Raw genomic sequence first — 19,890 nt, 5'->3', positions numbered from 1 at the left:
GCTGGCCTGCCCGGCCTGTTAGGCGAAGTGGGTTGCCACCTTGGCCGCGGTCACCGATTCAACCAGCCGTTCGGCCAGGGCACGCAGCTTGATGTTCTGGTGGCTGGACGCCCGGCTGAGGATGGCAAAGGCCTCCTCCTGGCTGCAGCGGTTCTGGCCGGCAACGATGCCGACGGCAACGTCGATGGCGGTCCGGGATTCCATCGCCTTGTGCAGATTGTCGCTGACGTCCTGGTGGTTCGCGATCATAACGGCAACCTGCAGTGTCACGGCCGCTTCCGCTGCATAATCCTCCACAGCACGCACGAAATCATCGGTGAAGATGCCGGTGCTCCTGCCGTAGAGGTTCAGGGCCGCTCCGCCGTCGTCACCAATGAGCAGGGGTACGGCGAGCATGGAATAACAACCGAGACCATGGATGGCCTCGAAATACTCGATCCAGCGGGACCCGGTGCGGGTATCCGCCACCAGCGTCAGCTCTCCGCTCTCCGCCGCATATAGGCAGGGCCCGTCGCCGTAGCCGTACTGGAGTTCATCGAGCTTATTGGCCTCGGTGCTGCTGCTGGCCACGGTCTGGGCGCGTTTGTCCCGCTTCAGGGTGATGCTGCAGAGCAGCTGGTTCGGGTCGCTGAAAAGTTCAGCAGCCTGCCCGGCGAAGGCTTCAAGAAAAAGTTCCATGCCCGGGTTGTCCAGAATGAGTTGCTGCAGCTGTGCCGCAACTGAGGTTCCACGAGTAAGGGCTGTCATTGCAACAGCTTACCTAAAGGGGGCATTCGTCCCTGGGACGCCTGCCACACGCTCCGAAAATGCTGCCGTTCCCAGAGCGGTCCCGGGGGCTTCTTCCTCCCCCGGTCACAGAGACCAAAGTGTGATCTGGACAACAGTCAGATAGTTGGACATCCTACTAGTGACAGGCGGGGCGGTTGTTTCGAAGGATCCTCCCCGGCGGGATGACCGGGCGTCGGCCGATAAACCGACGCAGGCCTCCTCGAACGGCGTTACTGATCAGCGAGAGGAAACACCACAGCATGCAAGTACTACCCCTGGACTCTGACAGTTCCGCCGCCGCCGGGCCCGTGCAGGAGACGCCGTCCAACACCGTCGGCGCCCTCTTGCGCCGCACTGTCTCCCGCAACGGATCGGCTGCCGCGCTCTTGTTCGAGGACCGGCGCTGGACCTATACCGAACTCGGGGCCGCTGTACATCGGCTCGCACGCCGTCTGGCGGACGCCGGGCTTCCCTCCGGCGCCCGTGTTGCTGCCTACGGAGCAAACTCCGACGCCTACCTGCTCCTCTTCCTGGCCTGCGCCGAGGCAGGGCTGGTCCACGTCCCGGTGAACTTTGCACTCAAGGGCGACGAGCTCAGCTATCTCCTGGAGGATTCGGGAGCAAGCCTGGTGGTGGCCGATGACGCGCTGCTGCCGCTCGTGGACGACATTCGGGCTGCCGGCCGGGCCCCGGCGATTGAGCAGGTGTGGCCGATTTTCCCCGGCACCGGCAGGAATGACCCTTCCGTCCTGGAGACCGCACTGGATCCGCAGGCGGACACCGCCCCGCTTGATGTGAGCGTGGCCGGGGATGACCTGGTGCAGCTGCTCTACACCTCCGGCACCACCTCGGCCCCCAAGGGGGCCATGATGACGCATGCGGCCCTGGTGGCCGAGTACGTCTCCTCGGTCATTGCCCTGGACCTCACGGCGGAGGACCGCCCGCTCATCGCGATGCCGCTCTACCATTCGGCCGCGATGCACGTGTTCGCCCTCCCGTATCTTTCGCTGGGGGCGACCGTCCGGCTGATCCCGCGCCCCGACGTCGGACAGATCCTGCGCCTGGTGGAGGCGGAGCACATCGGCTCGCTGTTCCTCGCCCCGACCGTGTGGGTGCCGCTGAGCAACCACCCGGAGCTGGAGACCCGCGATTTGTCCTCCCTGACCAAGGCGCAGTACGGAGCCTCGATCATGCCCGTCACCGTGCTGCAGCGGCTGCGCTCCCGCTACCCGAAAATCGGTTTCTACAACTGTTTCGGGCAGTCCGAGCTCGGCCCGTTGTGCACAGTGCTGCGTCCCGAGGAGCACGATGCCCGCCCTGCCTCGTGCGGCCGGCCGGTGTACTTCGTTGAGGCGCGGGTGGTCACCGCGGACGGGCGTGCCGCCGAGCCAGGCGAGCCCGGCGAGATCCAGTACCGGTCGCCCCAGCTGCTGGCCGGTTACTGGAACAAGCCCGAAGCCACGGCCGAGGCCTTCACTGACGGCTGGTTCCGCTCCGGGGACCAGGTCGCCCGGGACACGCAGGGCTACATCCAGGTGGTGGACCGGATCAAGGACGTCATTAACACCGGCGGGGTGCTCGTTGCCCCGCGCGAAGTCGAGGACTGCATCTACGAATTGCCCGAGGTAGCCGAGGTTGCCGTCGTCGGTCTGCCGGACGAGCGGTGGGTTGAGGCGATCACCGCCGTCGTGGTCCTCAAGGAGGGGACGTCGCTCACCGCGGAAACCGTGCGTGCGCACGTCAGGAACCGGATCGCGGACTACAAGGTTCCCAAGCGTGTGGACTTCGTGGCCGAGCTGCCCCGCAACCAGTCCGGCAAACTCCTCAAGCGCGAGCTGCGCGCGGAGCGGGCAGACCAGGGTTCGGGGATCCAGACATGACCGCCCAGCCGTCCACGGACTATGAGCTGGTCGAAGCTCTCGGCACCGATTACCTCGGTGCCCTGGGGAACATCCCGTCCGCCGACTCCGCCCACTGGGACCGCGCCCGCCAATACACGGCCGAGCTGCTGCCCCGCATCAACGAGTACTGGGACCGCGGAGAGTACCCGCTAGATCTGGTTCGCCGCATGGGCGAGCTTGATTTGTTCACCGACGGCCTGCAGATCCCCGGACACGAAAGCATGTCCCCCTTGGCTGCCGGGCTGGTCACCATGGAAATCTCCCGGGCCGATGGGTCCATGGGTGCGGCCGCCGCGGTCCAGGGCGGGCTGGTTCTGCGCAGCCTTGTCCTGTTCGGCAGCATCGAGCAGCAGGAACGGTACCTCGGGCCGCTGGCCTCCGGCGAGCTCCTCGGAGGATTTGCCCTCACCGAGCCGGACCACGGCTCGGATGCCGTTTCGCTGGAGACCTCCGCCCGGCCGGACGGGGGCGGCTGGGTCCTCAACGGACACAAGAAGTGGATCGGCAACGGCGCTGCCGGCGGTATCACCATCGTGTGGGCACGCGATGAGGCCGACGGCCAGGTCAAAGGGTTTCTCGTGGAGCAGTCCGCCCCGGGCTACTCCGCCCAGGTCATCCGCGGCAAGGGCGCCCTACGGGCGATCCACCAAGCGGAAATCGCCTTGGACGGGGTGAAAGTGGGCCCGGAAGCCCTCCTTCCATGGGCCGGTTCCTTCAAGGACGTCTCCCGGGCGCTCGTCGAGACGCGGGTGAGCGTCGGATGGTCGGCCCTTGGTCACGCGACGGCCATGTTCGAGGCTGCCTTGTCCTACGCCAAGCAGAGAACGCAGTTCGGCAAACCCCTTGCCGCGCACCAGATGGTTCAGGAACGGCTGGCACAGATGCTGGCGGAGCTGACCAATATGCAGCTGCAGTGCAGAGCCGTGACCCAGCTTCAGGCAGAGAACCGGATGCGTCCTGTGCAGGCCTCAATGCTCAAATACCACAACACCCGCGCCGCCCGGCGGATCGCTTCGGTGGCACGGGACATGCTGGGCGGCAACGGCATTCTGCTCGAAAACCATGTCATCCGGCACCTGACCGATGTGGAGGCGCTCCATACCTACGAGGGAACGGAATCCGTCCAGGCACTCATTCTTGGCCGCGACCTCACCGGGATCAGTGCCTTCGCCTGACCCGAACGCACCCTTTGCGCACCTGGGCCGGGCGGTCCCCGGAGTATTCGCAGAGATTACTTGATGCAGACTTCGTCAATCTGGGCCTCGGCCTCATCAAAGCCGGCTTCCAGCTCGGACATGCGTTCCATATCTGATTCATTTTTGGCTGCTGCTTCCAAGTAATCCAAGACGGCTTTAGTCGGCTTCCGCAGCTCCCTGGAAGCCCGAGCTTCGATGGGTTTGAACCCCTCGTAGAGTGTTTCAGGCTCCCAGGTCAACGGGCTGGCCAAAACAAGGTCACTGATTTCCTGGCAGGTCTCCTCAGTGGACATCCGAGAGTCCGAGCATGCCGAGGTGCCGAGCATTCCTGCCGCAAGGACGGCGGCGGCCATTTTCTTCTGCAATCCGGGTTACTCCTCTACGCGGTTGATTCTTCTTGCGACATCAGGGGCACTGATAGCGTTCGGGCTGATTCTGCACGTGCGCTGTTTAGCCTGCCGTTTGGCGGAGGGACAAGAGCATGGTCTTGACTGCCTGGTATTCCGGCGTCGCCATGTAGGCCTCGTACGCTGCCGCACCGCCGGCTGCCGAAAGTTCGGGGGCCAGGCCGGTCAGGCTGTCCGTGCCGTCTATCCATCGGGAGAATGACGCGCCCGTGGCTGCATCCAGGTCAATGCCGCGCAGCCACCCGTGATCGGAGCCTGCCGCGAGGTTGTTGATGCTCATCACCGCTCCGGTCACATCGGTATTGGGATTGTAGACAACCTGGAAGTTGAAGGCGTTGACCGAGTCCGCGAAGACCAAAGGCAGCTGGTCTGCGGGCATCTCCTGATAATCCAGTTCGGTCGGCTGCGAGGGGCTCATCATGGCCGCGTCGTGCACGCCCGGGTATCCGGTGCTGAGGGTCGCCATGGTTCGGCCCGCGCCGTCAAGAACACTAACCGCTTGTCCTGCACCCACCGCAGGAGGAGGTCCGTCAATCACGGTCCAGTCTGCAGGATGTTCAAACTCGAGCATGCCGTCCGCCGTCGTATACGTTTTCATCTGCGCAGTCGGCTCGGCCGACGGGGTAGGTGAAGGGTCTTTGGCGGGCTGCGACGTCGGAGAGTCAGCAGCAGGCTGGCTGGACGGGGCAGACGGAGCGGAGGCTGGCTCAGTTGAGCCGCACCCGCCCAGAACCAGGGCACCGACCAAAATAGCTCCGGCTTTCGCGGACTTATACATGAATTTCCCCCATTTCTGCGGCCCGCACGTTAGGCCGCGGACCGAAACCGATGTCCGGCATTGGCGCCTGCCTGACAGGGGAAGGGTCTCATAACTCTGCCGCTTCGACGGGGATGCGGGCCGCGTCCAGCGGGGTTCGGTGCAGGTATGGCTTGCGGACGACGCCGCGTGCCGGCACCAGCCCCGCCCGGCACCGCTGAACCCCGGGCGGCTGTGCATCGTCCTGTAGCCTTCTTCCGCCGGGGCATCATCAAGCACCAGCCTCCGACAAACGGAATCCCGCAGCACCGTAGAAACGAGTCTCCAGTGTCAACATCCCACTCCGCCCCGCAGGACGAGCAGTATCCCTACCCTTCAACGACCGAAGGAAAGCCGTCGACTGCACTGCCGCCCTACCCGGGGTCTGTCCAGCTGCCCGGCGGACGGGCTGCTGGGGAGCGCTTTAAGAACCAGTCGCTCCTTTTCGGGGTGCTTGGCCTGTTTGTGGCCGGACTCGTGCTTGCGCCGTTCGCCATTTACTACGCCCGGAAAGCGGAAGAGCTGGAGGTGCCGGCGACTGCGGGCAAGGTGCTCGGCTGGGTCACCGTGGTCATCTACGCCATTTACGCGGCTTTCTTCCAGACCTTGGTCTACTTCCTTATCCTCGCCTCGCTCACCGGCTACGGGGACGGGGGCCTCTAGCCGAACGGCCGTCTGCCGCCAGGGTCGGGCAAAACCCTTACGATGATCGGAATCAGCACCGAAGAGGAGAGGCCCGCATGACCGCACCGAACTCCGCACCACAGGAGCATGCCCAACCACACCCGGGGGCATTTTCCGGTGGTTACCCGGGGACGCCGCCGCCGCCGCTGTACCCCGGGTTTATAGATCCCGGGTACGCAGGTCCCGGGATCCGGGAGCGCACTCCCGGGGAACACCTTGCCCAGCAGGCGATGATTCTGGGAATTGTGGGCCTGTTCGCGGCCGGCATCATTCTTGGTCCGCTCGCCATTTACTACGCCCGAAAGGCCGAGAAGCTGAACGCACCGGCGACTGCCGGGAAGGTGCTCGGCTGGATCACTACAATCCTCAACGTCACGGGATTGGCATTGTTCCTCTTCTTTTCCTGGGTGGTCCTCGATTTCATCCTGTACAGCGAGCCCAATGATGTGTGGGGCGGCGGCCTCGCGACCTGACCGGAGCGGTGTGCCGTGGTGACCGCCGCAGGGGAAAATCATTTCGGCGTGAATCTTGACCCTGACACAGTGGCAGGCAGGAGAACTGGGACATGTTATCCATCGGAGCCTTCGCACAGATCGGCCAGGTGACCCACCGCATGCTGCGGCACTGGGACACCGCCGGGCTGCTCGTACCGGCCCACGTGAACGAGTTCAGCGGCTACCGCTCCTACGATCCCTCCCAGCTCGAACGGCTGCACCGGATCGTCGCCCTCCGCCAGCTCGGCTTCGGCCTGGAGCAAGTTGCCTCCATTCTCGACGCCGGAGTCGACGCCGCCCGGATCGCCCGGATGCTCCGCATCCGGCGGGCCGAGGTGGAGAGCGAACAGCGGACGGCGGCCGCGCGGCTCCTCGACGTGGAACGGCGGCTCCACCTCATTGAAAAGGAAAATGCCATGTCCCAGATCGAAATTGTGCAGAAGTCACTGCCCGCGGTCCGTTTGGCCGCCCGCACCGCCGTTGTCTCCGAACAGGCTGAAGTGGCCGGCGTCGTCGGGCCGTTGTTCGACGCCGTCGCGGAGGCGCTGGCACCCACCGGCGCATCCCTGGATCAGCCGGTCGCCCAGTACGAGGTGAGCGAAGACGGTATGCAGATCGTGGCCGGGTATGCCGTCTCCTCTGCAGGTCCCGGCGGCGTGGAGATGGTGGATCTGCCGTCCGTCCCGACGGCCATCTGCGGTATCCACCTTGGCACCATGGACCGCATCGGGGAAAGCTGGCAGGCCGTGCACACGGAGACCATTGCTCGCGGCTTTGTTCTCTCCGGCCCGTGCCGCGAGGTGTATATCCGTGCAGCCTCCGATGACCAGGCGGACTGGGTCACGGAGCTGCAGCAGCCCGTCCAGCCGGCGTAAGGGGGTCGCGGACCGGCACCGGGTGCCGGTCCGCGGAACACCGCAGGTTTAGACGTTGTAGATCTTCCCGGCGGTGATCCCGCCGTCGACTACGAACTCCGCGCCGGTGGAGAAGCTGGATTCGTCGCTGGCCAGGAAGAGGACAACACTGGTGACCTCCTCCGGCGCGGCCGGCCGGGTGAGGGTGGTTTCGGTGAAGTCGATCGGCTTCTGCCGGCCCATCACGGCGGTCATCGGCGTCTGGATGGACCCCGGGTGCACCGAGTTCACCCGCACGTGGGACGCGGCCAGTTCCAGCGCGGCCGACTTCGTCAGGCCGCGCAGACCGAACTTCGACGCCGTGTAGCCGTGCATCCCGGCGATGCCCTCCAGCCCGGCGGTGGAGGAAATGTTAATGACCGACGCCGGCGCGGACGCCTTCAGTGCGTCGACGGCGGCGGACATGCCCAGGAAGGGGCCGGTCAGGTTGATGTCCAGCGCCCGCTGCCAGCGCTCCGCCGGGTACTGGCCGAGCGGACCGCCGTCGAGGATGCCGGCGTTGTTCACCAGGATGTTGAGCCTGCCGAAGGTATCCAGGGTGGCTGCCACGGCGGCGGCCCAGTCCTCGGCGCTGGTGACGTTCAGATGAACGTAACGGGCGGCGTCGCCCAGTTCCGCGGCCAGGGCGGCACCGGCATCGTCGTTGATGTCCGCGATCATCACCTTGGCGCCTTCACGCACGAAAGCCCGCGCGTGAGAGGCGCCCATCCCGCTGGCTGCGCCGGTAATCAGGGCTACTTTGTCTTTGAGTCGTTCGCTCACGGTTGGATCCTCCTGGTTGGATTGCCGGTTTCCACGGCACGTTCGGTGCTGGGGTGGGGCGGGGCCCGCTTTCGATCGTACGGCGGCGGAATCGGGCAAAATCCGACGGACGGGCCTCGTTGTGGGCAGTGTCATATCCGCAGGAAACCCAATAGGCTCCTCCCCATGGCATCCCTGATCTCCCACACATCCTTCGACAGTCTCGACGCCTACGGCCAGTCCGTGTTCTGGCGGCGGATCCTCGGCTTCAGGGAAGACCCGGAGGACCCGAACCGGCCGGGCGAGGAGGAATGCATGATCTTCTCTGAGGACGGCACGCAGCGGCTGCTGTTCATCGAGGTTCCGGACGCCAAACAGATCAAGAACCGCCTGCATCTGGACCTGAAGCCCGCGGAAGGCACCCGCGACCAGGAACTGAAGCGGCTCCTGGGGCTGGGAGCCCGCAAAGTCGACGACCGGCGCAACGCGGACGGCACCGGATGGGTCGTGCTCGCAGATCCCGAGGGCAACGAATTCTGCATCCTGCGCAGCGATGAGGAGCGCCGGGCCTCGGCGGCAATTCTCTAACCGGCCACGCGCGGCTGCGGCGCCGAACTGCCGGAACATGATGTCACCGTCCGGTGCCGAGTCCGGGGGAGGCCCTCCCGCCTGCCGCTCAATGCTTGTACTCTCGAAGGGCCGACGGCGGATCCGACTAAGCGCCGCACCCCGGCATCCACGCGGGTGCCGCATCGAACCCGTTGGCCCCAGGGAGACCTCATGCAACTGGAACCGCGCAGACCCAGCACCAAGGGCCCGGCCCACATGTTCACTGGCGACGTCTGGTTCGAAGTCATTGCGGCACCCCAGCCGGCACCGTCCCGGATGCGGGTCAACGCCGTGCACTTTGCCCCCGGTGCCCGCACCGCCTGGCACGTCCACGCCGTCGGGCAGACCCTGCACGTCACCGAAGGCTACGGCCTGATCCAGTCCCGCGGCGGAGACGTCCTGACGATGCGTCCCGGCGACACCGTCTACACCCCGCCGGGGGAGTGGCACTGGCACGGCGCCGCCCCGGACAACCTCATGACCCACCTGGCCATGTGGGAGGCCCCGCCGGACGACGGCGCGGAGTCCGACTGGGGTGAACTCGTCACCGATGAGGAATACGGTGCCCGGTCCTGATTTCGGATGACCCAAGAGAGGAAAACCGATGGAAAATGTTTCCCTTAACAACGGCGTCGAAATGCCGATCCTGGGCTTCGGCGTGTACCAGGTCCCGCCGGACCAGACCGAAGAGGCCGTAACCAATGCCCTGGCCGCGGGATACCGCTCGCTGGACACTGCCGCGGCCTACCGAAACGAAGACGCCGTGGGGCGCGCCGTGCAGAAGAGCGGTTTGGCGCGTAATGAACTGTTCATCACCACCAAGCTCTGGATCCAGGACAACGGCGAGGCCACCACCACGCGCGCCTTCGAGACTTCGCTGCAGAACCTGGGCATGGAGTATGTGGACCTGTACCTGATCCACCAACCCTTCGGTGATGTCTACGGCGAGTGGAGGGTAATGGAACAGCTCTACAACGACGGCGCCGCGCGGGCCATCGGGGTTTCAAACTTCACCCCGGACCGGCTGATCGATCTGATCCTGCACCACGACGTGGTTCCGGCCGTGAACCAGATTGAAACCCACCCGTTCTGCCAGCGGGCGGTCGAAAACCAGCTAATGACCGACCGTGGCGTCCGGCATGAGTCCTGGGCGCCGTTCGCCGAGGGGAAGAACAACCTCTTCTCGGATCCCACGCTCTCGGCCGTCGGCGGGGCCCACGGGAAGTCCATCCCTCAGGTGGTGCTCCGCTGGCTGATCCAACGCGGAATAGTGGTGATCCCGAAATCTGTCCGTCCGGATCGGATGGCGGAGAATTTCGACGTGTTCGACTTCGAGCTCAGCCCCCAGGAAATGGCCTCCATCGCCGACCTCGACACCGGGAAATCCCTGTTCTTCGACCACCGGGACCCGGAGGCCGTGGCCCGCCTGAGCGGAGTCAGACTGGAGTAGGTTCGGGCGCCCGCTGCAGGTCCCGCACCAGATAGAGCCATGGGAAGGACCGGCTGCCCACCTCCCAGCCGTCCGTTTCGTAGTGGGAAGACGGCCGGGTCCAGAGCACACGGCGGTGTTCCCACTGGGTATCGGTCTGCAGCATCCGGTGCCGCAGCAGGTCGACGCCGATGGTGCGCCATCCCAGCTGCCCGGCCACCTTCAACTCGTTCATTTCGTCGAAGGCCGTGACGGGGCCGAGCCAGCGTTCCCGGGATCCCGGGGCCGGCTCCTCCTGCTGGCCGCCGAAACGCTGCTGCACCGCCTGCCGCGTCATGCCGAGTTCCCGGCCGAGCGCCGCCCAGCTGACCCCCGCGCGGCGTGCTGCCGCGACCGCCCGGTGCTGCAGCTGCTGGCTGGCCTGCTCGGCGGCGCCCGCCCGCGCCACCAGGGCAAGGTGGTCCGCCTCGGTGAGGTTCCCGGCGTCGTCGTAGGCGCCGAGAATCAATGCGCCGATCTGTTCCTGCAGGTCCGGGCCGGGCTGGCCGGGGTTTGTGCCGTTCCGGTCCGTCACGGCTTATCCGTCCGTTCCCGGCTGGGCAGCCAGTCGGCGCTGTCGGTACCGTTTCGTCCGCGTCCCCACCAGACATACCGCACCAGGACATAGACGCCGCAGATCATCAGCATCACCGACGCTCCGGTGAACATGCCGCCCACGAATCCGTTCAGATCGAGCCACAGATACAGCCCGCCCAGGACGAAACCCAACAGGAGGAAAACTGACGCCATGGCGATCAGGTAGCTACGAGAAGTTTTCATGTGTCAATAAAAGCTTGACACGAACCTCATGTCAACAGTTTGTTGACACTTTATTTTTCGGCTCCCGGTACCCGGGCATGGCCGATCCGCCGCGGCTAGGGTGCTGGGAATGGTGCGCCATCAGCGGTGCACTCCCAGAAGAGGAGCGGACATGGAACGTTCGGTGCTGTCGCTGTGGTCATCCGGATCGGTGCTGTCCATCGGATCAAAGAATTCGGTGTTGTCGGTCGGCAGCGTGGGATCGGCGTGTTCGATCGGTTCGATCGGGTCCTTCGGGTCGGTGCTGTCCATCGGCTCGGCATTGTCCGCGGTGGCGGTGATGTCCTGGTTGTCCGTCGGGTCCATCATGTCTTCGCGGTCCAAGGCCGGGGTCATGGCCGCCGGAAAGGCCTAGCCCGGCGGGCGCCTCGGCCGTGAGGGTTCGGGAGCCTCGCTACAGGCTTCGGGCGGTGAGCGGCAGTGCCACCAGAACGGCTGCCGAGAACAGGACGAAGGCGCCCAGGGCCCACGTGCGCCGGGGGCCCGTGCTGCGCGCCTCCGGCGGCAGGGCGTCGTCGTCGTGAGTGCGGGCGGCCAGTGACACGAGGGCGGGGAGCCACCCCCAGGCGATGCCCCAGTACGCCCCGGTGAGCAGAACCGGAGAGACCATAGTGAAAACCCATGCCTCTTGTCCGGTCGGCCAATCGGCCAGCACCATACCCGTGCCCAGCGCCGCCGACCCCGCCACGGCAGCCAGGGCGACGGACATCCATGCTGCCAGGAACCTGGTGCGCCGCGGCGTGGCGCCGGTCCTTCCGGGCGCCGGCAAAAGTGCCAGCGTGGCGGCCGCGACGGCCAGTGCGGTAAGCCCGGCCACCAGCACCCGTCCCGGATTGTCCAGCAGCACCTGGGCGCGGATCGGCAGCGTGTCCGGGAAAACCAAAGCGGTGAAGGCGGCCGGTAGCCGGCCGTCATTGACCAGCACGGAGTATCCCAGCCCGGATAGCAGCCAGAGAGCGGCGACGACGGCGGGTAGAAGCAGCGGTTTCACGGCAGAATTCCCCATGGCAGCGAGGGTACCCCGTCATCCTCAAGCCGGATCCGGCAGCGGCGCGTGCGGGACGTTACCGGACCCTTGCCGGTGCCAGATGCCGCCGCAGCTCAGCGCACAGCTCCGCCAACGCCTGCGGAGCGCTGCGGCACAGCCGCGGGAAGGCCAGATACCCGTGCGGCATCCCCACATAAGTGGTGACGCGGACGACAACGCCGGCCTTGCGCAGGGCTTCGGCGTAGCGCAGCCCGTCGTCGCGGATGGGATCATGCTCGGCCACCTGGATCAACGCCGACGGCAGCCCGGTGTGGTCCAGTGCGAGCAGCGGCGAGGCATACGGGTTGCTGCGGTCCGCCGGATCCGGGACGTAGAGGCTGCCGTAGCGGAGGATCTCCTCCTTGGTGAGGATGGGGGCATGGGCGTTCTCCTCGATGGACGCGCTGCCCAAAGTCATATCGGTCGCGGGATAGATCAACCCCTGGAAAGCGATCCCGGGACCGGACCGGTCCCGGGACATCAGCGTCAGCACCGCAGCAAGATTGCCGCCGGCACTGTCGCCCACCACGGCGAGCCGGCCGGCGTCGGCCTCCCATTCATCGGCGCGGGCGGCCACCTCGAGCAGCGCGGCATAGCAGTCCTCCGCGGCGGCGGGCCAGGGGTGCGTAGGCGCCAGCCGGTACTCGAGGGAAACGACGACGGCGCGCGCGTCCCGGGCGATGGTGCTGGCCAGCGAGTCATAGATGTCCAGGTTGCCGATGGTCCAGCCGCCGCCGTGGATCAGGACCACCAGCGGCAATGTGCCGTCGGCATCTTTTGGCCGGTACACCCGGACGGGGATCCGGCCCCCGGCTCCCGCAGCGGTCTCGTCCTTCATTTTCACCCCGGAGGCGACGCCGCCCAGCACCCAGTCCACCACCGGGTTGTGCTTGATGATGCGCTGCTGGTCGGCAAGGATCTGCTCCTCGCTCTTATGGGCAATGGAGGTCCTGGCCAGTACCTTGCCCACCAGCCGTACCCGCAGATCCAGCTTTGCCATGTTGGTGCCTTTCCGTCGGTAAGTACCCTCGCCGCCCATAACAGTGGCAGTTTACGGATCTATACCGGCAGAACCGGGGATTTCAACGTGACTCGATCGGGGGAGGGTGCATAGCTGAGCTGGCCTTTCCAAAACGCACAGGCTCTAGCCGAGGCTCGGCGAGCCTTGCGCTGGTGTCGCCGGGTTCGGGGTTTCGGGACAAAAATGCTCCCCACCGCGGCCGAAAGCGGCCCGCAGGGGAGGCAATTGTGGGCTATGTGAGTACCATCTTGCCCATGAAAGGCAAATGGCTGCCGGGCCGGAAAGGTGCGTCCGTTCAGGGGACATCTGGCGCCCGGCAAGAGAGTCCGGGCAGGGATGCCGGGGACGAGGTCTCAGGACGGTCGCCTGGTCCAGACGGCACGGCTTCAAACGCCTTGGCCAAAGAGTCCAATCCGGCGGTATGGGGGTTCGTAGGCGTCGTCGTCGGATCAGTTCTGACAGGGAGTCTCTCCCTTGTGGGCATTAAGATCAGCGCGGACAACGCAGCCGAACAGGCTCGGACGGAATTCCTGCGTACGCAGAGATTGGCGATGTATGCCTCCGCAGTCAGTGACGTGCAGACCTTTATCGTGGACGCGGACAGATACGGAGAAATCGCCCAACGCCTTGGCGGGACCCAGGACGCGCAGGAAGTGGTGGCGGCTTTAAACACCGCCGAGGGGAGCTACCGGAAGGCAGTCACTTCAATCTGGAGCGTACGGATGATTGCGCCGGAAAGTCTTCGGGAATTGAACCAGCAAGTAGGGCAATTGGTGGATTGCAGCTATTACGAGCTGACCAACGGATTTCAAGAATGGGATGTGGAGTACCTGGATGAGACGGGCGAGAGAATAAACCGGCTAGTTTCCGACTTTTCCGACCACGCCCTGCCGGAGTTCGACCAGGATGCACCAACCCCGGCGCCCGTCGCACAGGAGCAGGGAGCCTGCTAGCGCGGGCAGACGGCCCCGTCGTCGTTCCGGATAACCGTTGCCGCACCCGGGGCAACCGGGCAGAATCAGACGGACGGTTTGACGGAGGACGCATTCGGGCGGCACCGCGGACAGATGGAGCGGCAATGAGCACGGACACCACCGCCGGGACAGGCACACGCGGCGGCGCCGGTCCCGGGCAGGGAGCGCATGCAGCGGACAGCCACGACGTGATCCGGGTGCAGGGGGCGCGGGTGAACAACCTGCGGGACATCAGCATCGAGATCCCCAAACGGCGGCTGACGGTGTTCACCGGGGTATCCGGCTCCGGCAAGAGTTCGCTGGTGTTCGGCACCGTGGCCGCCGAATCCCAGCGGCTGATCAACGAAACCTACAGTGCGTTTGTGCAGGGCTTTATGCCCGCACTCGCCCGCCCGGAGGTGGACCTGCTGGAGGGGCTGACCACGGCGATCATCGTGGATCAGGAGCGGATGGGGTCGAACCCGCGCTCCACGGTCGGCACCGCCACGGACGCCAACGCGATGCTGCGGATCCTGTTCAGCCGGCTGGGGAAACCCTCCATCGGCCCGCCCAACGCCTATTCCTTCAACGTCCCGTCCGTGAAGGCGTCCGGCGCCATTACGGTGGAGCGCGGCGACGGCAAGACCCGGGCGGAGAAGGCCACCTATAACCGGCTCGGCGGCATGTGCCCGCGCTGCGAGGGCACCGGAGCGGTCACCGACTTCGATCTCACGGCCCTGTACGACGACGCGAAATCGCTGTCCGAAGGCGCGATCACCGTGCCCGGCTACAGCATGGAGGGCTGGTTCGGGCGGATCTACGCAGGTTCCGGGTTCTTTAACATGGACAAGCCGATTGCCAAGTTCACTAAGCGCGAGCTGCACGACCTGCTCTACAAGGAGCCCGTCAAGATCAAGGTGGAGGGCATCAACCTCACCTATGAAGGCCTCATCCCGAAGATCTCCAAGTCCATGCTGTCCAAGGACCCCGAAGCAATGCAGCCGCACATCCGCGCCTTCGTGGACCGGGCCATCACCTTCAGCACCTGCCCCGAATGCGACGGCACCCGGATCAGTCCGGAGGCACGTTCCTCGAAGATCGACGGCGTCAACATCGCCGACGTCTGCGCCATGCAGATCAGCGACCTGGCCGGCTGGGTTCGCGGGCTGAAGGAACCCTCCGTGGCTCCGCTGCTGACCGGCCTGCAGCACCTGCTGGACGCGTTTGCGGAAATCGGGCTGGGCTACCTGTCCCTGGACCGGCCCTCGGGCACCCTCTCCGGCGGCGAATCGCAGCGGACCAAGATGATCCGGCATCTGGGCTCCTCGCTCACCGACGTCACCTACGTCTTCGACGAGCCGACCATCGGCCTGCATCCGCATGACATTGCCCGGATGAACCAGCTCCTGCTGCAGCTGCGGGACAAGGGCAACACCGTACTGGTGGTGGAGCACAAGCCCGAAACCATCGGCATTGCGGACCACGTGGTGGACCTGGGACCCGGTGCCGGCACCGACGGCGGCACGGTCACCTTCGAGGGCCCGCTCGCCGGACTGCGGGACAGCGGTACGCTGACCGGCCGGCATCTGGGGGACCGGGCGCGGCTCAAGGAGTCGGTGCGGCCGTCGTCGTCGTCCCTGCAGGTGCGCGCCGCCGCCACCAACAACCTGCGCGACGTCGACGTCGACATTCCGCTGGGGGTGCTGGTGGTGCTGACAGGGGTGGCCGGCTCCGGCAAGAGCTCGCTGATCACCGGGTCGGTGTCCGGCCGGGAGGGTGTGGTGACGGTGGACCAGAGCCCGATCCGCGGCTCCCGGCGCAGCAATCCGGCCACCTACACCGGCCTGCTGGAACCGATCCGGAAGGCGTTTGCGAAGGCCAACGGGGTGAAGCCGGCCCTGTTCTCCTCCAACTCCGAGGGGGCCTGCCCGGCCTGCAACGGTGCCGGGGTCATTTATACGGAGCTGGGTGTGATGGCCACGGTGGAATCGGTCTGCGAGGACTGCGAGGGCCGCCGCTTCCAGGCTTCCGTGCTGGAATACCGGCTGGGCGGCAAGGACATTGCGGAGGTGCTGGCTTTGTCGGTCACCGATGCTGAGGCCTTTTTCGCCGAAGGGGAGGCCGCCACCCCTGCCGCACATCGGATCCTGGGCCAGCTCGCCGACGTCGGGCTCGGTTATCTGCATCTGGGGCAGCCGCTGACCACCCTGTCCGGCGGGGAGCGGCAGCGGCTGAAGCTGGCCACGAACATGGGCGGCAAGGGTGGTATTTACGTGCTGGACGAGCCGACCACCGGCCTGCACCTGGCCGACGTCGAACAGCTCCTGGCCCTGCTGGACCGGCTGGTGGATGCCGGGAAGTCGGTGATCGTGATTGAGCATCACCAGGCTGTGATGGCGCATGCCGACTGGATCATCGACCTGGGTCCCGGCGCCGGGCGCGACGGCGGGCGGATCGTGTTTGAGGGGACACCTGCGGATCTGGTCGCGGACGCGTCCACGCTGACCGGGGAGCATCTGGCGGCGTACGTGGCGGGATGAGGTTCGCTGCCGGTTTCTCCTCAAGAAGCCGGGCTGCGGGCTAGACCCCTTCGACCGCGGGCAGCCGCCCGGAACGTACCGCGTCCGCGAAGGTCTGGTAATCCTGCTCGTTTTGATCTGCGTACCGCTCGCAGAAGTCGGTGACCGAGTTGTCGAACTTCTCGCTCTTGCCAAGATAGGCGGCAATCGCGATCGGATCTCCCGATCTGGCGTGGGCCCGGGCCAGGGTCCAGCCGCAGGTGCGGGCGTAAAACTGCATCCCGCGGGGTTTCATCGTTTCCACCACTACCGAGCCCTTCATGTCCCGCAGCTGGCGCCAGTACAGGTACCGGTTTTCCTGCACTCCCTTGGTCCAGCCCAGGAAAATGTCACTGGCGGCCTGCATTCTTCGCTGGCCCTGCACCACGCGCTGGCCCGGCTGGCGGTATCTGCTTTTGGGCAGGTGGTCCTCAAGGACCGACCGTGTTGCTTCCTTCACCTGCAGGAACAGCGGGTCGTCTGAATCGCGGCCCTGAAGCAACGCGATGAAGCCCCGCGTGCCGACGCTGCCCACACCCACCACCTTGCGGGCAATATCGACAATCTCGAAGCGCTCGAGGAGGTGGCGCCTGTCATCCTGCAACGTGGTCCGGTAGGACCGGAGCTGTTCGCGGGATTCCTCCCACATCTGATCCGCGGACAAACCGAACGAATCACCGAACTCCCTGAGCGGGATGACGATCGGCGGCTGGCTGATGATGCGGTACTTCCCGTCCACGAGCTCAGCCAGCTTGGCGAGAGCCTGCAGGCTGTCCCGGGAACGAGCCTTCCGAGCGGTCTTCTTCGCCGTCTTGCCCATCTGCTTCGCCGCCTTTTTGGCCGCCTTGCCCTTGCCGGTGTCCGCCCCCAGCTGGATCGTTGACAAAATGTCCTGCTCCGTCAGACGCGCGTACCAGATGTCCATGGTTCCCATTTGTGCGAACTCCCGCATCGCTTCGCGGTAAGCCCGAACCGCGGCAAGGGTTGCCGAGCGCGCCTCTTCGTCGGTGAAGGAGTTGTTCCTGGCCGCAATGGTGAAACTCGCGGACATCCGCAGCACGTCGTACTCGAATGGTCCCGGAAGTGTTTCGTCGAAGTCATTCAGGTCGAACAGCAGGGTGCGCTCGGGTGAGGCGAATACCCCGAAGTTCGACAAATGGGCGTCGCCGCACAGCTGGGTGGCCAGGCCGGATCGAGGGGTGTCCTTGAGATCCGCGGCCATGATCTTGGCTGCACCCCGGTAGAAGGTCAACGGGGAATCAAGCATCCGGCCGTGACGCACCGGCACGAGGTCCGGATCGCGGGTGAGGTTCTGTTCTTCGAGGAGCGCGACGGGGTCCGGCCGGGCGGACGCGGGAACCCAGCCTTGGTGGGCGGAGACGGGTGCTGCCTGGCGGCGATCCTTGCCAACTGCCACGCGGTCCGCAACGCTCGGGTGCTGAACCTTGGTGTCCATAATCGGCGGCCTCTCTGCAGCGGCTTGTTGCGCCGTCCGGCAGGTCTCGCGGGGGTCGGACACTGTACGGCGGCCGACGTCCACAGAATAGCGGATTGGCCTCCCCGAGGGGATGGGTCCGGGGTCGGGAAGATTGGACGCCGCCGTCTTTCCGGGCTGCTTCCCTGGCTCCTGAGATCTTTTATGACACCGGGCTGCGGGGCGCGAACATAATCACGGCCACCCCGCGAGGCAGATCAGTGAGCCGAAGAGGTCCCAGCGGTCGGGCCGGAAGCCGTCGAAGACCATGCCCCAGACCAGCGATCCGGCCACGAAGACTCCGCCGTACGCGGCTAGGATCCGGCCGAAGTGTGCGTCCGGCTGCAGCGTCGCCACGAAACCGTAGGCGCCCAGGGCCATCACTCCCAGACCCGCCCACCACCACGCCCGGTCCTCCCGCACGGACTGCCACACCAGCCAGGCTCCGCCGATTTCGGCGGCAGCGGCCAGGAGGAACAGCAGAATGGTTTTTGCAACGGTCATGGCATCCATCCTGCCGCAGGTTTGGAAGGGAGCGACCGGAGGGGGGCGGGGGATCGACGGGCGGCCGGGGGATGCGGACGTGTGGCCAGTCGGCCAGCGCCGGATTTCCTGCACAGTGTCGGAATCCCTGCGGTTCGTGACAATCCCTGCGGCGCGCAGCGCAGGGATTGTCACAAACTGCAGGGATTTGCCCAAAACGCAGGGAATCCAACCACCAGGTCACGCCGTTCGCAGGCTCCAGCCCGTGCTGCCCCGCGTCAGCCCGCGTGCGCACCCCGCGTCAGCCCGCGTGCGCGCCCCGTACACGGTTCCGGACCTCGCGGTAGAGCAGGCTCTCCACGGCAACCAGCGCCACAATCAGTGCGGTGACGAGGAGAAGCGCCGCCAGGGAGGTCAACGACGGAGCAGCAGCTATCAGGACCAGCATCAGCACAGCCGTGCCCAGCCGCCACTTCTTCCAGCCGCCGCCCATCCTCCGCCAGAAGCCCGCGCTGGCGAGCAGGTACAGTGCCGGTCCGCCGAACAACGCGAAAGCCCCGACGCGGCCCAGGGTCTTGCCCTCCTCCACATGGGCCAGCGCGTCCTCCACGCCCAGGGCCGTGAGGACAATGCCGGCCACGAGGGGCAGATGCAGGTAGGTGTACGCGACGACGGCGGCCGACGACCGGACGGCTCCGCGCAGTGCGGCGAAACGGTGTTCGGCAGCTACTGCCGTGACGTCGAAGTAGAGCCACCAGAGCCCGATGGACAAGCAGATACCTGCCGCCGCACCGGCAAGCACCGGGATGCTGACGGGCACCTCGGAGGCGCCCACGCCGATGGAGACGATGGATTCGCCGAGAGCGAGGATGATGACGAGGCCGTACCGCTCGGTCCAGTGCGCCGCCGAATGGACCCGCCAGTTCCCGTGGCCAGGAGATGAGGAAAGTGATGCCGGTGTCCAACGCCATGCCGGCGAGCCAGAACCAGGTCTGCGCGGTTCCGCCCAGCAGCGCCCCGGTGATGACCAGTGCCGCTCCCAGGGCGGCGGTGACGGTCAGCTTGGCTACCTGGCGGCGCAGCGGATGATCGTTTCCGGCCGCATACACGTACAGCCCCAGGTGCAGGATCCGGACCGCGGTGTATGCCAGGGCAAGGACCAGTGGACCGTCGAGGCCGCCGTCGAGGTCTTTGAAGGCCTCGGGGATGGCCAGTGCGGCAATGAAAATGGCCACCATGACGGCGGACAGGCCGAACCGCATGAGTCCTTCATCGGCGTGTGCCTGGTTGGCGAGCCAGGAGAAGGGCGCCCAGGACCACCACAGCAGGGTCAGGATGACCATCCCCTGCAGCACCCCCAGGAACGAATACTCATGCACCATAAAGCCGGTGACCTGGGTGAAGGCGAACACGAAGACCAGGTCGAAGAAGAGTTCAAAGGTGGTGACTCGGTGCGTTTCGTCCGAAATGCGAGCCGCAGGAAGCGGCGGGCGCGGCAGATGCGGCATGGCACAAAGAATAGGAGTCCGCGGCCCCGGCCAGAAGACGATGCGGGCGGAAAGCCGAACGTCCGCGGC

At 65.8% G+C, this 19,890-nt stretch carries 20 protein-coding genes and 2 pseudogenes; 10 read left to right on the top strand and 12 right to left on the bottom strand.

Features of this window, described 5'->3' with window-relative positions:
- Window positions 1-18 precede the first annotated feature (18 nt).
- The gene (locus NNX37_RS04650; RefSeq protein ID WP_255791134.1) at window positions 19-747 is read right to left on the bottom strand and encodes a GAF and ANTAR domain-containing protein; all 729 of its coding nucleotides are present in this window, start codon (window positions 745-747) and stop codon (window positions 19-21) included.
- Between the two features lie 281 nt (window positions 748-1,028).
- Here NNX37_RS04650 and NNX37_RS04645 point away from each other — a divergent pair, with 281 nt between their 5' ends.
- On the top strand, window positions 1,029-2,648 hold the full coding sequence (locus NNX37_RS04645; RefSeq protein ID WP_255791133.1) for a fatty acyl-CoA synthetase: 1,620 nt from the start codon (window positions 1,029-1,031) through the stop codon (window positions 2,646-2,648).
- Window positions 2,645-3,844 (top strand): acyl-CoA dehydrogenase family protein, encoded by a 1,200-nt coding sequence (locus NNX37_RS04640; RefSeq protein WP_255791132.1) that lies wholly within the window; start codon window positions 2,645-2,647, stop codon window positions 3,842-3,844. The genes NNX37_RS04645 and NNX37_RS04640 overlap by 4 nt, the downstream gene beginning before the upstream one ends.
- Before the next feature lie 56 nt (window positions 3,845-3,900).
- On the opposite strand, the gene NNX37_RS04635 is transcribed toward NNX37_RS04640, so the two are convergent.
- Complete coding sequence (locus NNX37_RS04635; RefSeq protein ID WP_255791131.1) at window positions 3,901-4,230, bottom strand: hypothetical protein; 330 nt, start codon at window positions 4,228-4,230, stop codon at window positions 3,901-3,903.
- An 85-nt stretch (window positions 4,231-4,315) separates the two neighbouring features.
- Window positions 4,316-4,870 (bottom strand): hypothetical protein, encoded by a 555-nt coding sequence (locus NNX37_RS04630; RefSeq protein ID WP_255791130.1) that lies wholly within the window; start codon window positions 4,868-4,870, stop codon window positions 4,316-4,318.
- A gap of 486 nt (window positions 4,871-5,356) precedes the next feature.
- Here NNX37_RS04630 and NNX37_RS04625 point away from each other — a divergent pair, with 486 nt between their 5' ends.
- The 3 genes from NNX37_RS04625 to NNX37_RS04615 all read left to right on the top strand — a co-directional run bounded on the left by NNX37_RS04625 (window position 5,357) and on the right by NNX37_RS04615 (window position 7,121).
- Window positions 5,357-5,731, top strand: a complete 375-nt coding sequence (locus NNX37_RS04625; RefSeq protein WP_255791129.1) for a hypothetical protein — start codon at window positions 5,357-5,359, stop codon at window positions 5,729-5,731.
- Between the two features lie 77 nt (window positions 5,732-5,808).
- Window positions 5,809-6,225 (top strand): hypothetical protein, encoded by a 417-nt coding sequence (locus NNX37_RS04620; RefSeq protein WP_255791128.1) that lies wholly within the window; start codon window positions 5,809-5,811, stop codon window positions 6,223-6,225.
- A gap of 92 nt (window positions 6,226-6,317) precedes the next feature.
- Window positions 6,318-7,121: a MerR family transcriptional regulator gene (locus tag NNX37_RS04615; protein ID WP_255791127.1), complete on the top strand. Its 804-nt coding sequence runs from the start codon at window positions 6,318-6,320 to the stop codon at window positions 7,119-7,121.
- A 48-nt stretch (window positions 7,122-7,169) separates the two neighbouring features.
- Here NNX37_RS04615 and NNX37_RS04610 read toward each other — a convergent pair whose 3' ends face one another.
- Window positions 7,170-7,922 (bottom strand): glucose 1-dehydrogenase, encoded by a 753-nt coding sequence (locus NNX37_RS04610; RefSeq protein WP_255791126.1) that lies wholly within the window; start codon window positions 7,920-7,922, stop codon window positions 7,170-7,172.
- A gap of 165 nt (window positions 7,923-8,087) precedes the next feature.
- On the opposite strand from NNX37_RS04610, the gene NNX37_RS04605 reads away from it, so the two are divergent.
- From NNX37_RS04605 to NNX37_RS04595, 3 genes are all read left to right on the top strand, one after another.
- Window positions 8,088-8,489 (top strand): VOC family protein, encoded by a 402-nt coding sequence (locus tag NNX37_RS04605; protein ID WP_255791125.1) that lies wholly within the window; start codon window positions 8,088-8,090, stop codon window positions 8,487-8,489.
- A gap of 192 nt (window positions 8,490-8,681) precedes the next feature.
- On the top strand, window positions 8,682-9,086 hold the full coding sequence (locus NNX37_RS04600; RefSeq protein ID WP_255791124.1) for a (R)-mandelonitrile lyase: 405 nt from the start codon (window positions 8,682-8,684) through the stop codon (window positions 9,084-9,086).
- A 28-nt stretch (window positions 9,087-9,114) separates the two neighbouring features.
- Window positions 9,115-9,960 (top strand): aldo/keto reductase, encoded by an 846-nt coding sequence (locus NNX37_RS04595; RefSeq protein WP_255791123.1) that lies wholly within the window; start codon window positions 9,115-9,117, stop codon window positions 9,958-9,960.
- Here the strand turns inward: NNX37_RS04595 and NNX37_RS04590 are convergent.
- From NNX37_RS04590 to NNX37_RS04570, 5 genes are all read right to left on the bottom strand, one after another.
- The gene (locus NNX37_RS04590; RefSeq protein WP_255791122.1) at window positions 9,947-10,513 is read right to left on the bottom strand and encodes a hypothetical protein; all 567 of its coding nucleotides are present in this window, start codon (window positions 10,511-10,513) and stop codon (window positions 9,947-9,949) included. The genes NNX37_RS04595 and NNX37_RS04590 overlap by 14 nt on opposite strands.
- A complete protein-coding gene (locus tag NNX37_RS04585; RefSeq protein WP_255791121.1) occupies window positions 10,510-10,758 on the bottom strand; it encodes a hypothetical protein in 249 nt (82 codons plus the stop codon). Before NNX37_RS04585 ends, NNX37_RS04590 begins: the two co-directional genes overlap by 4 nt.
- A 120-nt stretch (window positions 10,759-10,878) precedes the next feature.
- Window positions 10,879-11,133, bottom strand: a complete 255-nt coding sequence (locus NNX37_RS04580; RefSeq protein ID WP_255791120.1) for a hypothetical protein — start codon at window positions 11,131-11,133, stop codon at window positions 10,879-10,881.
- Window positions 11,134-11,191: 58 nt separating this feature from the next.
- Complete coding sequence (locus NNX37_RS04575) at window positions 11,192-11,803, bottom strand: hypothetical protein (protein WP_255791119.1); 612 nt, start codon at window positions 11,801-11,803, stop codon at window positions 11,192-11,194.
- A gap of 58 nt (window positions 11,804-11,861) precedes the next feature.
- Window positions 11,862-12,824, bottom strand: coding sequence for an alpha/beta hydrolase (locus NNX37_RS04570; protein ID WP_255791118.1), 963 nt, complete (start codon window positions 12,822-12,824; stop codon window positions 11,862-11,864).
- Between the two features lie 497 nt (window positions 12,825-13,321).
- Between NNX37_RS04570 and NNX37_RS04565 the strand changes: the two genes are divergently transcribed.
- Window positions 13,322-13,798, top strand: coding sequence for a hypothetical protein (locus tag NNX37_RS04565; protein WP_255791117.1), 477 nt, complete (start codon window positions 13,322-13,324; stop codon window positions 13,796-13,798).
- A 125-nt stretch (window positions 13,799-13,923) separates the two neighbouring features.
- Window positions 13,924-16,338 (top strand): ATP-binding cassette domain-containing protein, encoded by a 2,415-nt coding sequence (locus NNX37_RS04560; protein ID WP_255791116.1) that lies wholly within the window; start codon window positions 13,924-13,926, stop codon window positions 16,336-16,338.
- Between the two features lie 40 nt (window positions 16,339-16,378).
- Here NNX37_RS04560 and NNX37_RS04555 read toward each other — a convergent pair whose 3' ends face one another.
- From NNX37_RS04555 to NNX37_RS04545, 3 genes and pseudogenes are all read right to left on the bottom strand, one after another.
- Window positions 16,379-17,812, bottom strand: coding sequence for a DUF2252 domain-containing protein (locus tag NNX37_RS04555; protein ID WP_255791115.1), 1,434 nt, complete (start codon window positions 17,810-17,812; stop codon window positions 16,379-16,381).
- A 181-nt stretch (window positions 17,813-17,993) separates the two neighbouring features.
- Window positions 17,994-18,334: pseudogene (locus NNX37_RS04550) on the bottom strand (YnfA family protein).
- Between the two features lie 280 nt (window positions 18,335-18,614).
- Window positions 18,615-19,821: pseudogene (locus NNX37_RS04545) on the bottom strand (low temperature requirement protein A).
- Window positions 19,822-19,890 lie beyond the last annotated feature (69 nt).

The organism is Arthrobacter zhaoxinii, assembly GCF_024385505.1.
Lineage (GTDB): Bacteria > Actinomycetota > Actinomycetes > Actinomycetales > Micrococcaceae > Arthrobacter_B > Arthrobacter_B zhaoxinii.
The sequence above is the reverse complement of the archived record's forward strand: the minus strand, read 5'-3'. Positions and strand labels throughout refer to the sequence as shown.

Coding starts and splice junctions, on each gene's coding strand:
- NNX37_RS04640 (WP_255791132.1), top strand. CDS start 2,645: ATGACCGCCCAGCCGTCCACGGACTATGAGCTGGTCGAAGCTCTCGGC.
- NNX37_RS04615 (WP_255791127.1), top strand. CDS start 6,318: ATGTTATCCATCGGAGCCTTCGCACAGATCGGCCAGGTGACCCACCGC.
- NNX37_RS04575 (WP_255791119.1), bottom strand. CDS start 11,803: ATGGGGAATTCTGCCGTGAAACCGCTGCTTCTACCCGCCGTCGTCGCC.
- NNX37_RS04630 (WP_255791130.1), bottom strand. CDS start 4,870: ATGAAAACGTATACGACGGCGGACGGCATGCTCGAGTTTGAACATCCT.
- NNX37_RS04585 (WP_255791121.1), bottom strand. CDS start 10,758: ATGAAAACTTCTCGTAGCTACCTGATCGCCATGGCGTCAGTTTTCCTC.
- NNX37_RS04555 (WP_255791115.1), bottom strand. CDS start 17,812: ATGGACACCAAGGTTCAGCACCCGAGCGTTGCGGACCGCGTGGCAGTT.
- NNX37_RS04620 (WP_255791128.1), top strand. CDS start 5,809: ATGACCGCACCGAACTCCGCACCACAGGAGCATGCCCAACCACACCCG.
- NNX37_RS04580 (WP_255791120.1), bottom strand. CDS start 11,133: ATGACCCCGGCCTTGGACCGCGAAGACATGATGGACCCGACGGACAAC.
- NNX37_RS04605 (WP_255791125.1), top strand. CDS start 8,088: ATGGCATCCCTGATCTCCCACACATCCTTCGACAGTCTCGACGCCTAC.
- NNX37_RS04600 (WP_255791124.1), top strand. CDS start 8,682: ATGCAACTGGAACCGCGCAGACCCAGCACCAAGGGCCCGGCCCACATG.
- NNX37_RS04650 (WP_255791134.1), bottom strand. CDS start 747: ATGACAGCCCTTACTCGTGGAACCTCAGTTGCGGCACAGCTGCAGCAA.
- NNX37_RS04560 (WP_255791116.1), top strand. CDS start 13,924: ATGAGCACGGACACCACCGCCGGGACAGGCACACGCGGCGGCGCCGGT.
- NNX37_RS04595 (WP_255791123.1), top strand. CDS start 9,115: ATGGAAAATGTTTCCCTTAACAACGGCGTCGAAATGCCGATCCTGGGC.
- NNX37_RS04645 (WP_255791133.1), top strand. CDS start 1,029: ATGCAAGTACTACCCCTGGACTCTGACAGTTCCGCCGCCGCCGGGCCC.
- NNX37_RS04570 (WP_255791118.1), bottom strand. CDS start 12,824: ATGGCAAAGCTGGATCTGCGGGTACGGCTGGTGGGCAAGGTACTGGCC.